Source organism: Limnospira fusiformis SAG 85.79, assembly GCF_012516315.1.
GTDB classification, from domain to species: domain Bacteria; phylum Cyanobacteriota; class Cyanobacteriia; order Cyanobacteriales; family Microcoleaceae; genus Limnospira; species Limnospira fusiformis.
The window spans coordinates 1,022,328-1,038,676 of the sequence record NZ_CP051185.1; the positions used below are offsets into that span (position 1 = coordinate 1,022,328).

11 protein-coding genes and 4 pseudogenes are annotated in these 16,349 nt (G+C 45.4%); 3 read left to right on the forward strand and 12 right to left on the reverse strand.

The features are described from left to right. Window positions 1-21 precede the first annotated feature (21 nt). The 4 genes and pseudogenes from HFV01_RS30195 to HFV01_RS04965 all read right to left on the reverse strand — a co-directional run. Window positions 22-156, reverse strand: a complete 135-nt coding sequence (locus HFV01_RS30195; RefSeq protein ID WP_280949135.1) for a hypothetical protein — start codon at window positions 154-156, stop codon at window positions 22-24. 441 nt (window positions 157-597) lie between these two features. Beyond that, complete coding sequence (locus HFV01_RS04955; RefSeq protein ID WP_193520885.1) at window positions 598-2,544, reverse strand: bifunctional serine/threonine-protein kinase/formylglycine-generating enzyme family protein; 1,947 nt, start codon at window positions 2,542-2,544, stop codon at window positions 598-600. 355 nt (window positions 2,545-2,899) lie between these two features. After that, window positions 2,900-4,093, reverse strand: a pseudogene (locus HFV01_RS04960) (formylglycine-generating enzyme family protein); the annotation flags it as partial. Window positions 4,094-4,154: 61 nt separating this feature from the next. Then, a pseudogene (locus HFV01_RS04965) lies at window positions 4,155-4,346 on the reverse strand (ISKra4 family transposase); the annotation flags it as partial. A 180-nt stretch (window positions 4,347-4,526) separates the two neighbouring features. On the opposite strand from HFV01_RS04965, the pseudogene HFV01_RS04970 reads away from it, so the two are divergent. Further along, window positions 4,527-5,099: pseudogene (locus tag HFV01_RS04970) on the forward strand (HNH endonuclease); the annotation flags it as partial. 122 nt (window positions 5,100-5,221) lie between these two features. On the opposite strand, the gene HFV01_RS04975 reads toward HFV01_RS04970, so the two are convergent. The 3 genes from HFV01_RS04975 to HFV01_RS04985 form a co-directional block, all read right to left on the reverse strand. Then, entirely contained in the window at window positions 5,222-5,437 is a 216-nt protein-coding gene (locus HFV01_RS04975; protein WP_193520886.1) for a hypothetical protein, read from the reverse strand. Window positions 5,438-6,317: 880 nt separating this feature from the next. Further along, entirely contained in the window at window positions 6,318-6,455 is a 138-nt protein-coding gene (locus HFV01_RS04980) for a hypothetical protein (RefSeq protein ID WP_008048975.1), read from the reverse strand. A gap of 434 nt (window positions 6,456-6,889) precedes the next feature. Then, window positions 6,890-7,069 carry a hypothetical protein gene (locus HFV01_RS04985; RefSeq protein ID WP_071533566.1) on the reverse strand — a complete coding sequence of 60 codons (180 nt, stop codon included), beginning with the start codon at window positions 7,067-7,069 and terminating at the stop codon, window positions 6,890-6,892. 850 nt (window positions 7,070-7,919) lie between these two features. On the opposite strand from HFV01_RS04985, the gene petG reads away from it, so the two are divergent. After that, window positions 7,920-8,033 (forward strand): cytochrome b6-f complex subunit V, encoded by a 114-nt coding sequence (petG, locus tag HFV01_RS04990; RefSeq protein ID WP_006616220.1) that lies wholly within the window; start codon window positions 7,920-7,922, stop codon window positions 8,031-8,033. A gap of 171 nt (window positions 8,034-8,204) precedes the next feature. On the opposite strand, the gene cpcD/petH is transcribed toward petG, so the two are convergent. Next, window positions 8,205-9,410 carry a bifunctional rod-capping linker CpcD/ferredoxin--NADP reductase PetH gene (gene cpcD/petH, locus HFV01_RS04995; RefSeq protein WP_006669353.1) on the reverse strand — a complete coding sequence of 402 codons (1,206 nt, stop codon included), beginning with the start codon at window positions 9,408-9,410 and terminating at the stop codon, window positions 8,205-8,207. Between the two features lie 467 nt (window positions 9,411-9,877). Then, the gene (locus tag HFV01_RS05000) at window positions 9,878-10,240 is read right to left on the reverse strand and encodes an ArsR/SmtB family transcription factor (RefSeq protein WP_006624014.1); all 363 of its coding nucleotides are present in this window, start codon (window positions 10,238-10,240) and stop codon (window positions 9,878-9,880) included. A 159-nt stretch (window positions 10,241-10,399) separates the two neighbouring features. On the opposite strand from HFV01_RS05000, the gene HFV01_RS05005 reads away from it, so the two are divergent. Further along, a complete protein-coding gene (locus HFV01_RS05005; protein ID WP_006616223.1) occupies window positions 10,400-10,567 on the forward strand; it encodes a metallothionein in 168 nt (55 codons plus the stop codon). 327 nt (window positions 10,568-10,894) lie between these two features. Here HFV01_RS05005 and HFV01_RS05010 read toward each other — a convergent pair whose 3' ends face one another. From HFV01_RS05010 to HFV01_RS05020, 3 genes and pseudogenes are all read right to left on the reverse strand, one after another. After that, window positions 10,895-14,428 carry a PAS domain-containing protein gene (locus HFV01_RS05010; protein WP_046320780.1) on the reverse strand — a complete coding sequence of 1,178 codons (3,534 nt, stop codon included), beginning with the start codon at window positions 14,426-14,428 and terminating at the stop codon, window positions 10,895-10,897. 243 nt (window positions 14,429-14,671) lie between these two features. After that, on the reverse strand, window positions 14,672-15,787 hold the full coding sequence (locus HFV01_RS05015; RefSeq protein WP_260379045.1) for an RNA-guided endonuclease InsQ/TnpB family protein: 1,116 nt from the start codon (window positions 15,785-15,787) through the stop codon (window positions 14,672-14,674). Continuing rightward, window positions 15,744-16,349 (reverse strand): annotated as a pseudogene (locus HFV01_RS05020) (IS607 family transposase). The gene HFV01_RS05015 and the pseudogene HFV01_RS05020 overlap by 44 nt, the downstream one beginning before the upstream one ends.

The window sequence follows — 16,349 nt, forward strand, 5'->3', positions numbered from 1 at the left end:
TTATTGATACCTGATTCTACATTACCATAAATGCCGAAAATTAACCCGCTGTTTCACAGACACCTGATTTATCACGGCTGGGGAAGTTGGGTTGCGCTGCGCTTCACCCAACCTACTAAAGCTGTGGATGCAGTCTGGGTTCAGACATTGGCTCATAATCAGGAGGGTTATTGATACCTGATTCTACATTACCATAAATGCCCAAAATTAACCCGCTTTTTCACAGACACCTGATTTATCACGGCTGGGGAAGTTGGGTTACGCTGCGCTTCACCCAACCTACTAAAGCGCTGGGTTGAGACACTGGCTCATAATCAGGAGGGTTATTGATACCTGATTCTACATTACCATAAATGCCCAAAATTAACCCGCTTTTTCACAGAAACCTGATTTATCACGGCTGGGGAAGTTGGGTTACGCTGCGCTTCACCCAACCTACTAAAGCGCTGGGTTGAGACACTGGCTCATAATCAGGAGGGTTATTGATACCTGATTCTACATTACCATAAATGCCCAAAATTAACCCGCTTTTTCACAGAAACCCGGTGGCTCACGGCTGGCTGGGAAGTTGGGTTACGCTGCGCTTCACCCAACCTACTAAAGCGCACAGGCTACCCGAAAACCGTTGTAGTTTTTGAGGGAGCCCGGGTCGAACCTGCCGCGGTTGGCACAACGGCAGTAGCCAGGAACGTTGAACCACGAACCGCCACGCAGCACTCTTCTGTCTGTTTTTCCCAAAAAGTTGACTAAATGTTCAACAAGGTTTTCATAACGATTATTGTTACCATAATCCCACACTCCTCCGTCCGAGGGAGCGCCACCATAGCCTTCGCGCCAGGGGTCAGCGCACCACTCCCAAACATTCCCGTGGATATCATACAAGCCAAAGGCGTTGGCGTTTTGAAACTGACCGACGGGGTTGGTTTGTCTGCGGTAGGCTCCCTTGGGTCCTGAGCTATAGCTGTAGTTGCCATCGTAGTTGGCGAGGTCTGTCGTCAGGGTATCACCGACATGAAAGGGGCTAGTAGTTCCGGCGCGAGCTGCATATTCCCACTCCGCTTCACTCGGTAATCGGTAGGGTTTGCCAATTCTTTTCGAGAGGCGGGCGCACCACTCCATTACATCATACCATGAAACCGATTCAACGGGACGATTTAATCCTTTAAATCTTGAGGGGTCTAGGCTCAGGCCTCGTTGGAGTTTGGGGAAACTAGCCACTTGTCGCCATTGTTCTTGGGTAACCGGATATTTCCCCATGAGGAAGGGTTTAATCGTGACTCGGTGTTGGGGTCTTTCAACATCAGAACTTCCAGTTTCACCACTCGGCACACCCATGGTAAAGGTTCCCCCCGGAATTAGCACCATCTCCAGAATCAAACCATTTCCCAGGTCTTCGATAATACATTCAGCCTGACCGGGACGGCGGTTAATTTCTCGACCCATTGAATTGACCGTAACGATGTCAAATTTAAACTTCTGGGGTACCGCTGGGGGAGTTGTATTGGGAGTCTGTTTAACAGTCTCGCGGTTAATTTCTCGACCCATTGAATTGACCGTAACGATGTCAAATTTAAACTTCTGGGGTACCGCTGGGGGAGTTGTATTGGGAGTTTGTTTAACAGTCTCTTGGATGACGGGTTGAGGATTTGTTGGGTTGGTCTGTTTCCCATAATATCGCCGTAAATGTGCCCAAACTTCCGCTACAGATTTATAGCGTTTTTTAAAGACTGTCTCAACCAAACGGTCTAAGATTTCGCCTAATTTATCACTCACATGATTGCCATTTAAATGCTCCCGCCACACCCATTGTGCTTCTAAGGGGTCATATAAATCTGACGGACTGGCTTGGGTTAGCAGGTATAAACAAGTCACCCCTAAACTATATAAATCACTCCCATATTGAGGTTTTCCCATAGCCTGTTCCGGGGCGCAATATGCCGCCGAACCGATAACGGTTCCGGTGACGCTCATAGATGTGCTATGCACCTGTTTAGCCGCCCCAAAATCCACTAGGACTAACTTGTTATCACTGGCTCGTCTAATGATGTTTTCCGGTTTAATATCCCGGTGAATTACTTTATGTTTGTGTACAAAATACAAAACTGGCAATAAATCCTTGAGCAGGGAACTGATTTTATTTTCCGTAAAAGCGCCTTTATCTAGCTCCTGTTCTAGGGTTTCCCCTTCGATAAATTCCTGAATTAAATATTGACGGTTATCAGCCGTAAAATAAGCCAACAGTTCCGGGATTTGGGAATGTTTGCCGAGGATTTCTAAACGTTGGGCTTCTTGGTCGAATAATTGGGCGGCTTTTTCTAGGGTAGCGGTTCCTTGCGCCTGGGGAAGGAATTGCTTAATCACGCAGGGAGGTTTAGAAGGTTTGAAGTCATCCACTGCCAGAAATGTGCGTCCGAACCCGCCTTGTCCGAGGATGCTTTTAGCATAGTAGCGTTCTACCAGTCGGAGTTTACTACCACATTTTTGGCAGAAATTACAACCTTCGGGGTTGATGTGGAGGCAGTCTGGGTTCAGACATTGGCTCATAATCAGGATGGTTATTGATACCTGATTCTACATTACCATAAATGCCGAAAATTAACCCGCTTTTTCACAGAAACCTGATTTATCACGGCTGGGGAAGTTGGGTTGCGCTGCGCTTCACCCAACCTACTAAAGCGCTACTAAAGCTGGGTTCAGACATTGGCTCATAATCAGGATGGTTATTGATACCTGATTCTACATTACCATAAATGCCGAAAATTAACCCGCTTTTTCACAGAAACCCGGTTGATAACGGCTGGCTGGGAAGTTGGGTTTCGCTGCGCTTCACCCAACCTACTAAAGCTACTAAAGCGCTTTCCCAAAGTTTGACTAAATTGTCAACATATATATCCTGACTATCCCACACCGTACCATCCGAGGGCGCACCAGCGTAGCCTTCGTGCCAGGGGTCAGCGCACCATTCCCAAACATTCCCGTGGATATCATACAAGCCAAAGGCGTTGGCGTGTTGAAACTGACCGACGGGGGTGGTTTTTTTGCGGTAGGCTCCCCTCGGTCCTGAGCTATAGGTGTAGCCGCCATCGTAGTTGGCGAGGTCCGTCGTCAGGGTATCACCGACATGAAAGGGGCTAGTGGTTCCGGCGCGGGCTACATATTCCCACTCGGCTTCACTGGGCAATCGGTAGGGTTTGCCAATTCTTTTCGAGAGGCGCGCACACCATTCCACCACATCATACCATGAAACCGATTCAACGGGAAGATTTAATCCGGCAAATTTGGAGGGGTTATAGTTGAGGTCCCGTTGGAGTTTGGGGAAACTAGCCACTTGTCGCCATTGTTCTTGGGTAACCGGATATTTCCCCATGAGGAAGGGTTTAATCGTGACTCGGTGTTGGGGTCTTTCAACATCAGAACTTCCTGTTTCACCACTCGGCACACCCATGGTAAAGGTTCCCCCCGGAATTAGCACCATCTCCAGAGTCACACTATTTCCCAGGTCTTCGATAATACATTCAGCCTGACCGGGACGACGGTTAATTTCTCGACCCATTGAATTGACCGTAACGATATCAAATTCAAACTTCTGGGTTACCGGTTTGCCAGTTGTATTGGGAGTCTGTTTAACAGTCTCTGGGATGACGGTTTGAGGACTTGTTGGGTTGGGCGATTTCCCATAATATCGCCGTAAATCTTCCCAAACTTCCGCTACAGATTTATAGCGTTTTTTAAAGACTGTCTCAACCAAACGGTCTAAGATTTCGCCTAATTTATCACTCACATGATTGCCATTTAAATGCTCCCGCCACACCCATTCGGCTTCTAAGGGGTCATATAAATCTGACGGACTGGCTTGGGTTAGCAGGTATAAACAAGTCACCCCTAAACTATATAAATCACTCCCATATTGAGGTTTTCCCATAGCCTGTTCCGGGGCGCAATATGCCGCCGAACCGATAACCGTTCCCGTCACGCTCATAGATGTGCGCTGCACCTGTTTAGATGCTCCAAAATCCACTAGGACTAACTTGTTATCACTGGCTCGTCTAATGATGTTTTCCGGTTTAATATCCCGGTGAATCACTTTATGTTGGGTGCATCTCAATTGGGAGATAAGTATAATTACTCAGGGCAAAAATCTACTCTTACCCTGATTAAGCAGCTAACGCGCCATTTAGGTAGGCACAGCGACGCCTCAACACCTTCGGCACATTCTCCTTTCGCCATTGTGCCCCCGGCAACTTCACCCTCATCCCAATTTGTTTCACCAACGACTCCACCCGACCCGAACCAATCGATTGCCCCGCTTCCTGCCCAGCCTGGTAGTCTATAATCCTAGTCTGGTGATAGCAGGGTTAGCTTCGCTGTAGAGAATGGCCGCAATCGCGTCAAGGTGTTGCTGGAGTTGAGCTGGTTTCTGAGAATCCATGAGTAGAGGGAGGGTGAGTGGTGCTTCGCTCATTATGTAGGGCTGTGGGTGAAGGTTGCACTAAGTACAATTACTCATTTCCTAACTGAGATGCACCCTGATAAACAAACTAAACCCGATTATTTGGGGATGGTCTAATTACTATTCAGGAGTCATCTCATCTGAGACCTTCAATAAGCTAGACCACACAATCTGGCAAATGTTGCGGGCATGGACAGCTTCAAAATGCGGAAAGGCAAACATCGAAAAACTGAGAAATTACTATAGACCGGGAACGGTCACACTCAGTAACGGGAAAGAAAGACATGAAACTTGGTTATTCAAAACCAAAGATGGACTTACACTATGGAAACATAATTGGACTCCGATTGTCAGACATACCCTAATACGCCCAGACGCAACACTTTATGACGGGAATTGAACTTACTGGGCAACCAGAAAAGGACAAGCAATCGACACGCCAGTAAAGGTAGCCAAACTACTTAAAAAGCAAAAAGGCAGGTGTACCTGGTGTGGGCAATACTTTACCCCATCAGATTTAACTGAGGTAGACCACATTGTACCTCGAAGCCACGGTGGAAAGGATGAATACAAGAATCTTCAGTTACTACACCGCCATTGTCACGATGATCAAACAGCTCTTGATGAAGAGAGGTTGCTGTACTCTTAACAGAGAGGTGCGAAACGTTCAGGCACGCGCATAGGGTGGCAATACCCGAAATAACTGCCCGGTGGGACTTACACCCCTTGGTGGAATATAGGGAGTCGCTTCCCTGACCATCTCATAACTGTTTATATGTCCCGACGCTTAGAGAAATCTAAGCAAGGCAGGGGACTCAAGGTCAAGACAGAACGCTTGAACGGTGGGAGTTGTGACCCACCTAGTATAGCATGAAGTTGAGAGTAACGGCGATAGCCACCCCCAATTTTGGGAATCATAACCCCAGGATTGAAGCGGGGAACGGAAGGCGTGAAGTAGAACCCACTACCAGATGCGACCACTGCCAACCATCCATGACTAAGGAAATCTGAATGATCCGGCTTGAACCATCGTCATTAATAAGTAGCGAAACAGGTTGACACGCTGCGCTCAAAAGAGCAGGGGAAAAGTAGGGGTGTTTCTTGGCTACCTACACAGACCTTTAAAAGTACCCCGGTGGACAGGACAAGTCTAAAGATGGAATGCCCGTATAAACGGAACGTTTAAACCCCTCATTGGCTCTCTCATAAATAAGTGAGCAATATTACTTACAAGAGTAGTGAAAAGTGTAAGCGTATACCTTTAAGGGGAAAGGATGTGGCTGAAAGCTAATGCCTAACTGTAATGGTTAGGATATGCCCACTAGCCACGGTGTGGATATAGAGACCGCGACAATTAAGAGTTTGATGACGAGTGCGAGTTTAAAGACTACGAGGTTGTATATAGCTCCTAAAGTTGAGGTTACAAAGCGGGGGGTCGTAGCCCTGTTCCTACTGACAAATAGGGTATCTACATCAGGAGCCGTGTGCTGGGAAACTCGCAAGCACGGTTTGGAATTGGAGTTGGGGAAGGTGACTTCTCTTTCGACCATAACACGGTCAAACTAGGAGCCGTATGAGGTGAAAGTCTCAAGTACGGTTCTGAATGGGAGGAGATCAAGGCGACTTTATTTTCGACCCCTAATGGCTATAGCCAGATAAATGTCGGGTAAATGTATCAGAATATGCGATATTAATCCAAGGAGTGCGAAACGTTTAGGAGTGAAATAGGGCTGCAATGCCTGAAATAACCTTCCAGTGGGACTTCCACCCCTTGGTGGAATATAAGGGATTCACCTCCCTGACCATCCCATAACTGTTTATATGTCCCGACGCTTGGAGAAATCTAAGCAAGGCAGGGAACTCAAGGTCATAGACAAACTGAGAAATCAGGGAGTAGAGAGTAACGGCGGTAGCCACCCCCAGTTTTGGGAATCACAACCCCAGGATTGAAGCGGGGAACGGAAGGCGTGAAGTAGAACCCACTACCAGATGCGACCACTGCCAACCATCCGTGACTAAGGAAATCTGAATGATCCGGCTTGAACCATCGTCATTAATAAGTAGCGAAACAGGTTGACACGCTGCGCTCAAAAGAGCAGGGGAAAAGTAGGGGTGTTTCTTGGCTACCTACACAGACCTTTAAAAGTACCCCGGTGGACAGGACAAGTCTAAAGATGGAATGCCCGTATAAACGGAACGTTTAAACCCCTCATTGGCTCTCTCATAAATAAGTGAGCAATATTACTTACAAGAGTAGTGAAAAGTGTAAGCGTATGGTGCGAGACGTTCGGGTATGAAATAGGGCTGAAATGCCCGAAATAACTACCCGGTGAGGATTCCAGCTCCGAATCTGGATATAAGGAGACCTCTCCTGACCATCCTCATAACTGGTTATATGTCCCGACGCTTAGGGAACTAAGCAAGGCAGGGAACTCAAGGTCATAAACGAACTGAGAAATCAGGGAGTAGAGAGTAACGGCGATAGCCACCCCCAGTTTTGGAAATCATAACTCCAGGATTGAAGCGGGGAACGGAAGGCGTGAGGTAGAACCTATTACCAAGACGCGACCACTGCCAACCATCTATGATTAGGAAGACCGAATGTCCGACTTGAACCATCGTAATACACTAGCAGCGAAATAGGTTGACACGCTGCGCTCAAAAGGGCAAGGGGAAAAGTAGGGGGTTCGTGCGACTACCTATACAGACCTTTAAAAGTACCCCGGCGGAGAGGACAAATCTAACGATGGCATGCCCATATAATCGGAACGTTGTAACCCCTCTAATGCTCTGCCTATAAACCAGTGAGTAATGCTATTCACAAGGCAGTAGTGAAAAATGTAAGCGCATGCTTAGAGGGTGAAGGATGTGACCAGAAGCTAAAGCCCAATTGTCATGGTTGGGATATGCCCACAGGTCACGGTGGGGATATAGATACTGCGGTCAGTAAGAGTATAATGGCGAGGACGAGTTTAAAGACTACGTGGTGCATATAGCTCTGAACATCGAAGTAGAAAGCAGGTCTCTTGATTCTGCTCCTTTGACAAATAGGGTATCCACACCAGGAGCCGTGTGATGGGAAACTATCAAGCACGGTTCTGAATGGGAGAGGGTGAAGGTGACTTCACTCTCGACCCCTAACCCTTTAAGGGGAAAGGATGTGACTGAAAGCCAAAGCCTAATTGTAATGATTAGGATATGCCCACTAGTCACGGTGTAGATATAGAGACTGCGACAAGTAGGAGTAATATGACGAGAGCGAGTTTAAAGACTACGTGTTGTATTAGTAGCTCCCAAAGTTGGAATCATAAAGCGGGGTTTCGTAACCCTGTTCCTAGTGACAATGAAGGGTATCTACATCAGGAGCCGTATGAGGTGAAAGTCTCAAGTACGGTTTGGAATTGGAGTTGGGGAAGGCGACTTCCCTTTCGACCATAACGATCAAAACTTAACATCAAGGAGTTTCAACGTGATTGAACCATTACTTTCGGGGATCGTCTTAGGCTTAATCCTGGTGACATTAGCGGGACTATTCTTTGCAGCCTATCAGCAGTACAAACGCGGAAATCAACTGATTGACTAAGATTCCCACAAGGCAGGCCTTGTCTCTGGGCTGCCTTGTCTCTGAGGTTTCGAGGAGCGATCGCGATTTTTTGATGATAATTGCCGAGAGCAGTCCAATCAGTCCAATCCAGCCACAAAAAGGGCGCGACTCAAGAGCCACGCCCGCCAGTCAAATGGTTAAGTTGATGTCCTAGTAGGTTTCAACGTGCCAACGGTGCTTTTTCTTGAGTTGCTTCTGATAATCAGACCAGTCAACATCAAACTTACCTGCTGCGGCCGACATTCCCTCATCAATGCCGCCTTCCATACCTTTGAGACCGCAAATATAAGTATGGGTGTTGGGTTTTTGGATCAATTCCCATAACTGATCGGCATTTTCCTTAATCCGATCCTGGATATACATTTTGCCACCTTCTGGGTTTTGTTGTTCCCGACTAATGGCTAATGTCAGGCGGAAGTTTTCAGGGAACTGTTGCTGTAATTCTTCAAGTTCCTGTTGATAGAGGATGTTGGGGCTGTAAGGAATGCCAAAGAACAGCCAAGCCAAGCCTTTGAACTTGTAATCTTCGTGCTGTTCCTTAAACATCCGCCACAGGAATGCCCGGAAAGGCGCAATTCCCGTACCCGTTGCCATCATAATGATAGTGGCATCCTCATCCTCTGGGAGCAGCATTTCTTTACCGACCGGGCCAGTAATAGCCACATCAGCCCCAGCTTCCAGGTTGCACAGATAAGTTGAGCAAACTCCATAGACGGTTTCCCCGGTTTCTGGGTGTTTATATTCCAACTGACGAACACATAGGGAAACTGTTTTATCATCTACATGGTCGCCATGACGGGTAGAGGCGATCGAATACAGCCTGAGTTTATGGGGTTTGCCATTGTTGTCAGTTCCTGGCGGAATAATACCAATACTCTGACCTTCGAGATAGCGCAAGTCGCCGCCACTGATATCAAAAATCAAATGGCGAACAGTCCCGGTTCCACCTTCCCTAACTAACTCTTCGTTAGACAGGCATTTGCCGATATATGGATTTTTGGGCTTGTAAATGTTAACAGGAATATCTGTTTTGGCTTTCGCTTGAGTCATAGTAGGGGTTTGGGTTCCAGATGATTGGCTCTGTTGTCCATTTTCTGGTGCCGCTTGAGTCCGAACCGGAGGGGTTTCGCCAGCAGGGTAGATATTGACAATCTTGGCCCCCATTTTAGATAGGCGACGCATCTCCTGGTTCATGCGTTCGTAGGGAACGGTGAGGTAGACTGTGCCACTGCGACGAATGGGATAGTTAAAGTTGTCAGTGTTCTGTCCCTGACGCATCCCTTCGACTTCAAAGACAAAGATACGGCCCGCCGCTCCTGTCCTCATAGCAACACCAGTTCCAGTTGGACTGTACATTCGTTATTTCTCCCTTAACAATACTGAGCTGTTCACCCAAAAACTGTGACAGATTGATCAGTTTCGGCGATTTTTAAAGCAAAATTGCTAAATTGTTCAGACCAATTACTCCCACACTCCTAGCCAGAGGTGGAGTTTATATTCCCGAACCTGTCACACTCCTAGCCATTTTATCAAAAAATGGGGTACAAAGCCCCATTCTTTAAGGTAGCCGAGGATGGCTTTTTGTCAGCAATTCTCATTTTGACCCGCATCCTGTCCAAGATGCCCGATGATGCCCAATCTTGAACGAAAGAATGGGGCTTTCAAGAATCGCTCTTGAGATGATTCTCAATAAGCTGGGGCAAAATTTCCATAATGAGAATTGCTGGCTTTTTGTGAAAGTTATTGCATATTTTTCGCTTGTATGGTAAAATTGCGGTTTTATAAATTGGTGGTCCTCCGGAAACAGAATTGGCGGTTGATTTTCACGGGTGATCTTCGGGTTCATCGAGATGTTCGGATACATCCCGATAAAGGTTGAAAATATGATGGTCTTTGAGACCATAGACTACATTGCGTCCCCTTTTCTGATAACTGACAAAGCGCATGGTCCTCAGAATTCTCAGTTGGTGGGATACGGCGGATTCGGTCATGTCAACGGCGGCGGCTAGGTCTCGCACACGCATTTCTTTCAGGGCTAGTGCTGACAAGATACGCCAGCGGTTGGGGTCTCCTAGGGTACTAAAAAATTCTGCCATCCGTTGGGCCTTTTCCATGCTCAAAATTTTCTCTGGGGCGAGGGGCTGGTGGTCGTGGTGATGGGGATTGCTATCAAGGGTGTCAGACATATTGTGATGTGGGGGTTTGACTGTGGGGGATTAATCTCAATTCTAAAGAAATTATTAAACTTCCAGATACATATATCTGAAAGTCTGTTCAGATGTTATAGTAGTTACTATGAAAGCTTGTTCAAGCATAAGTCTATTATATCTTGAGGAGAAGTTCTGATGACCACGGTAACTCAAATGAAATGCGCCTGCGAGTCCTGTCTGTGTATTGTGGATACGACAAAAGCGATCGCCAAAAATGGCCAATATTACTGTAGCGAAGCCTGTGCTAATGGCCATCCTAATGGGGATGGTTGCGGTCATAAGGGTTGCAATTGTCACCACTGATTAATTAATTTGGGGGGTAGCAGCAGAGTTGATGGATGGTGATAGATAATCTGCTGCTATTTTTTGGGGAATTTAGCCGATCGCTTTGCTGACTCTGGTTGGGTTACACTTGGTTTCACCCAACCTACAAAGTCTCTACCAAGTCTTTAGTTGGGTTACACTTGGTTTCACCCAACCTACAAAGTCTCTGGTTAGGTTACACTTGGTTTCACCCAACCTACAAAGTCTTTAGTTGGGTTACACTTGGTTTCACCCAACCTACAAAGTCTCTACCAAGTCTTTAGTTGGGTTACACTTGGTTTCACCCAACCTACAAAGTCGGAGTGATCATGAAGTTGAGGAAGAGTTTTGGGGAAGTTTTAGGGGTATTTCAATAACAAACTCGCTTCCCACAGACTCTTGGGAAACACAACGCAGGGTTCCTCCGTGTTTTTCGACGATAATTTGATAGCTGGTGGATAGTCCTAAACCTGTTCCTGAACCCACGGGTTTGGTGGTGTAGAAAGGGTCAAAGACTTTGGAGATGATTTCCTGACTGATACCAATACCGTTATCAGCAATGCGAATTTGGACGGTTTTTTGCTCGGTTAGCATGGTGCTGATCCAAATCATACCTGGCTCGTTGATAATTTGTTCCTGGGTCTGTTTTTTGTAGCGATCGCAAATAGCATCAATAGCATTATTGATTAGGTTGAGAAACACCTGATTAAGCTGTCCAGCACAACATTCAATCTGGGGAATATCTCCATATTGTTTATGGACTTGAATCGCGGGATGTAATGGTTTTTCTTTCAGACGATTATCAAGAATCATCAAGGTACTGTCGAGGTTTTCATGTAGGTTAATATATTTAACTTCCGATTCATCCAGCCTCGCAAAAGTTCGCAGGGATTTAATAATATCTCGAATCCGATCTGCTCCCAAAGTCATTGATTTAAATAGACGCGGCAAATCTTCTATTAAAAATTGAAAATCAATAGTTTCTATTTCTTCGGTGATTTCCGGGTGTGCTTGGGGGCAATGCTTTTGATATAGTTCAATTAGTCCTAATAAATCTCTGGTATATTCTTTAGCATGGGTAATATTGCCGTAAATAAAGCTGACTGGGTTGTTGATTTCATGAGCCAAACCTGCTACCATTTGCCCTAGGCTAGACATTTTTTCGGATTGCACTAATTGAACTTGTGCTTGTTGAAGTTGGTTTAATGTAGCTTCTAGGGTTTCAGTTTGCGCTTGTGCTACTCTGGCGGCTTCCTGGGTGGCGGCGTAGAGTTCTGCTTGGTTCAGAGCAATGACTAATTGATTAGCGATCGCTTCTAATAGCGCGACTTCTGAATGAGTCCAATTATGGATATCCTGACAATGTGCTAGGACTAAAGCTCCTTTAGTGTCTTGTTGTGTCTGAATGGGTAAAATCAAAACAGAACGGCATTCTAACACCAAAAAGAAATTGCGAATAGTGGGAGTCGGACAGGTGGCAATATCATCAATTCGCATCATTTCTCCAGATCGGATATATTTGCTAACTGGACGCAAAGCATCGCCGGGGTAAAGTTCAGAAATACTCGTGAGAGAGTCAATTTTGGCTTCTTTGCGAACTTCCCATTCAGGGGTATCTAAGTCGCTTCTATACCAGACAAAATAGGTGCGATCTATATTTAATACACGCCTAATTTCAGCGACAGCAGTTGCCAAAATAGTATCTGTATCCAGGGAGTTACGAATCAACCCAGATAGACAATTTTCGAGTGCTTCTCTTTCTGCTAGTTCTCGCAGTTGTGCTTCGGAAATTCTTAAATTTTCCTCAGTTTTTTTAAGGCTGCTAATATCAAAAGCTGTGCCAATAATTCGGTTAACTCTTCCCGAATCGTCTATAATAGGATTAAGAGTAGTGAGAAAAAAAAATTTATTTTGACCAAAATTCAAATATTCCTCATACTGTAATGATGACTTTTTCAGCCAACAAGTTTCATAGTGACAGCGGATAGCTTTAGCATATTCATCTAAAAACATATCTTCGGGTTTTTTACCGATAATATCCCTAGATTTGATGCCAGTAATTTTTTCGGATGCGGGGTTCCATCCCACAAACTGAAAGTCTCCATCTTGGGTAACATCAACGACAAAAATTGCTTGTTCAATTCCATCATAAATACTAGAGAGGAACTGCTCACGATCGCGCAAAATTTGCTCAGAGTTTTTGCGATCGGTAATATCCATAGCAATTTCAAATAGGCGCAGTACCTGTCCGACTTGGTTACGAACCGCCTCCCCGCGACCTTGAATATAACGAATGCCATCAGGTCTAACAATACGGTGGTCAATTTCGTAGGATTTTCCGGTAGCTAAAGCTCTCTCAACTTGGTTTAGCCAATTGTCGCGATCGTCAGGATGAATAAGTTTTAGTAATTCCTCAAAGGTTAAACAATCTTGGTCTTTGACCAAACCCAAAATCTGCAAAAATTCATCAGAACAAGTAATTTTTTGAGTAACAACATCATATTCCCAATTACCTATATGAGCAATACGCTGCGCCATTTCCAGGTTTTCAGCTACTCGCAAGGCTTCAGTTTCTTTCTGTTTACGTTGAGTAATATCTCGGTTACTAACCCGTTTTCCCTGATACTGTCCGGCTGCATCATAGATAGGCTGATAGTTATGACCAATCCAACGCACTTGTTGATCGCGGGTGATCATACGAAAATCTATTTCCTGGTTATTACGATCGCAGACATTTTCATATAAATAAGGAATTATGCGATCGCGATCTTCAGGATGAATAATTTTTGCCAATAGGCTAGGGTCTTGCATAAACTCCTTGACCGAGTAGCCAGTTATGCGTTCACAGGAGGGAGAAACATATACAATTTCCTGTTGAGGATTAATCCAATATTCCCAATCATAGGTAAAATCGATAATCCTTCGGAACTTATCTTCAACAGCCTTGAAATTATCGGCGATCGCTTTTTGTTCAGTAATATCTCTACCTACTCCATAAATAGACCCCGACTCGAACACAGGCACAAAAGTCCAGGACCACCATTGATAGGAGCCATCTTTAGATAAAAGTCGATTTTCAAACTGACGAGTTTTGCCATAATGTATAGCATTAAATTCCTGAAAAGTTATGGTTTGGTCTGGCTCATATACCAAACTCATAAAAGAACTATCTATCAGTTCATTAAAATCATAGCCTAAGCTAATTTCCCAGGCGGAATTAAGAAACTTAAAGTTACCTTCCAGGTTGAGAATTGCCACCAGGTCAACGGTATGGTTAAATAGGTGATCGATTTGATTTCTATGATGCCACCATTCAGCTAAACGTTTTTGTAGAGAAGCCAGTAACCTGTGCTGTCTGAAATTGAAAATATGAGTAAATTTCGAGGTAATAATAGCTGGCAATTTTGCGGGATTATTACCATCATGATAGTCCCCAGCCATTTCCGTATCAAAAATAAAGCCATTCAAGACAATATCGTGATTAGGTTTTCTCTCGGGCTTGGCACTGGCATATAGCAATTTCCATTGGCCATCTGGGGTGGTATATTGCCAATGTCTAGACCAAGTTTTTAAACTGGCTGCACAATCATAAATAGACTTATAAAAATTTTGGCGATCGCCCTTTTTTTTTAATCCAAAAATGTTGTCCGAATTGATGCAAAAATCATCTAATTCTACCCCATAAATATCTCTAAAATTGCCAATAATATAGGTATATTTTTCACTACCATCAGCAGACAATAGATATTGATAAAATACCCCAGAAATCCCCGCCATTAATTCTTGAAGTTGTTGGCATTCATTCATGAGATTTCCATGTTTACCTGTCAACTCAGATTGTACAGATGGTTCTGGGGTCATTTTCAGTGCACCTCTCTACTCAATCAGACCAAGGCTTTAAGGGCGCGTTTAACACTTGATGCAAGATTTGAATAGGTAATAGGTAACAATCCCAAGTTTCCACCCTATAACCCATTTTCCGCGCACTTTGCTATCTCCGATCATAAGCCATATTATTATCAAACAATAATAAGTTTTTAAACAGCACGCGGCCAGGAGTATCCCCTGGGCAAAACACTGGCATAGGGAGAGGGTCTGATACATTTACGCGACATTTATCCGGCTATTGCCTGACAATGCGACGATAGCACTATTACCCGTTAAGGTAACAGAGGCGGTATCCCGCAAAGCTTTTAGAAAGATTCCAAAAGCACCGTTCCAGTCCCTGGGTAGAGTGAACCCGCACTCCGGACATCGGAACACTTTTGAGCCACCTAGCTGGGAATGCACATGACCACAGTGAGTACAGGTTTTGCTGGTGTATTCTTCCGTCACATCTACAACTGTGGTTCCAGTTATTTCCCCTTGATGTCTCAGGGTTAGTTTGAATCGATAATGCGCCCATGTCAGCATGGCGCGGGCAGTCTTGGATTTGATTTTCCGCTTCACCTTGGCAACCATGTTGGAAGTCTCGAAGGTCGGCAGAAAAATTATGCTGTAGTTGTGAGTCAAGTAGTGAGCAATTTGTTTGTGGGCTTCATCAACTAGATTGCGGATTTTGGTTCTCATTCGTTGAGCCGCTTGCCTCATCCGTCGCCTTCTTGAACGACAGGGTTCCTTGGCGATTCGGCTCATCAAATCATCCAAATGTTGACATAGCCTAGTAATGCCTCCAATATCCCCGGAGCCCAATTCCAGAAACCGAGAGCCATCAAACCCAGTTATGAAAGTTCGCACACCCGGGTCTAATGCAATTACGCCAGTAGCTTCAGTTGGGGTAACGGCAACTGGTTCAGGGAAAATCGCCAACCATCGACCTTTGGTAAACACCAACTGAGTCCCTTGCCCGCAAGCTTTAGGGATGGGTTCGGAAACCATGAAAATTAATCCTTTCGTTAGTCTTGGATACCAACTCCCTGAAGAGAAATTAGTATTATTGAACTTAATCCCTTGAGAGCTGTCACGACAACTTCTAAACCTGGCATCAGGACTGGCGCTCAAAGCCTGATAGGCATCAAAGATGGCATTTTGCCGAATGTGGCAGGGTGTTTCTTTGACCCATTCGGGTAAGTCACTCTGCATCACTTTATTGCGTAACTTTAACTTGCTTAGTCGTTTACCACTCCTAGATAATGCAATTGCTTGGTTGTAGCAATACCTACAAGCAGCCAGCCATTTACGCCAGACTTGATTTAGCTCGGGGCTGGGGTAAATCCGGATCTTCTTTGACCTGAGTTTTGTATTTACGCACTCCGTATAATCGGGAACTGAAGCAGTGGAGGATGGCGAGGATGTCCTCAACCATTTCTCGTTCTGGACTGAGACTTGTCTGGTTGAGAACCATGAGTGAGCACCTGTTTTGCTCACAGAGCCATCGAAACAAGTCAAATCCCCATATTGCCAATCGGTCTTTGTGGGCAACGACAACCATGCCGACATCTCCTGACAAATGATGTCCCAGTAAGGCCAGCATTTTCTTTCCCTTGAAGTTGAGCCCGCCTCGGATTTCTGAGACGACTTCTCCTTCGGGGTAGAGGTTGGACAGTGCGGCCACCTGTCGGTTGAGGTCGGACTGCTGGGCGCGGCTACTAACTCTGGCATAGATAACGACTTTGCGTTTGTCACTGCCTGATTTGGCAGTATATCACTCAACGTTGTATCGTCGTTGCCCAGCGGGGGTTCTGATGGTGTCGATTGAGCCATTGTCGTCCCATCTGCGGAGTGTTCTTTCATGGACTCGAAGGATTTGAGCCGCTTCCTTGGGTTTGACATATCTGGCAAT

Coding starts and splice junctions, on each gene's coding strand:
- HFV01_RS30195 (WP_280949135.1), bottom strand. CDS start 156: ATGAGCCAATGTCTGAACCCAGACTGCATCCACAGCTTTAGTAGGTTG.
- HFV01_RS04955 (WP_193520885.1), bottom strand. CDS start 2,544: ATGAGCCAATGTCTGAACCCAGACTGCCTCCACATCAACCCCGAAGGT.
- HFV01_RS04985 (WP_071533566.1), bottom strand. CDS start 7,069: ATGGTTCAAGTCGGACATTCGGTCTTCCTAATCATAGATGGTTGGCAG.
- cpcD/petH (WP_006669353.1), bottom strand. CDS start 9,410: ATGTACAGTCCAACTGGAACTGGTGTTGCTATGAGGACAGGAGCGGCG.
- HFV01_RS05000 (WP_006624014.1), bottom strand. CDS start 10,240: ATGTCTGACACCCTTGATAGCAATCCCCATCACCACGACCACCAGCCC.
- HFV01_RS05005 (WP_006616223.1), top strand. CDS start 10,400: ATGACCACGGTAACTCAAATGAAATGCGCCTGCGAGTCCTGTCTGTGT.
- HFV01_RS05010 (WP_046320780.1), bottom strand. CDS start 14,428: ATGACCCCAGAACCATCTGTACAATCTGAGTTGACAGGTAAACATGGA.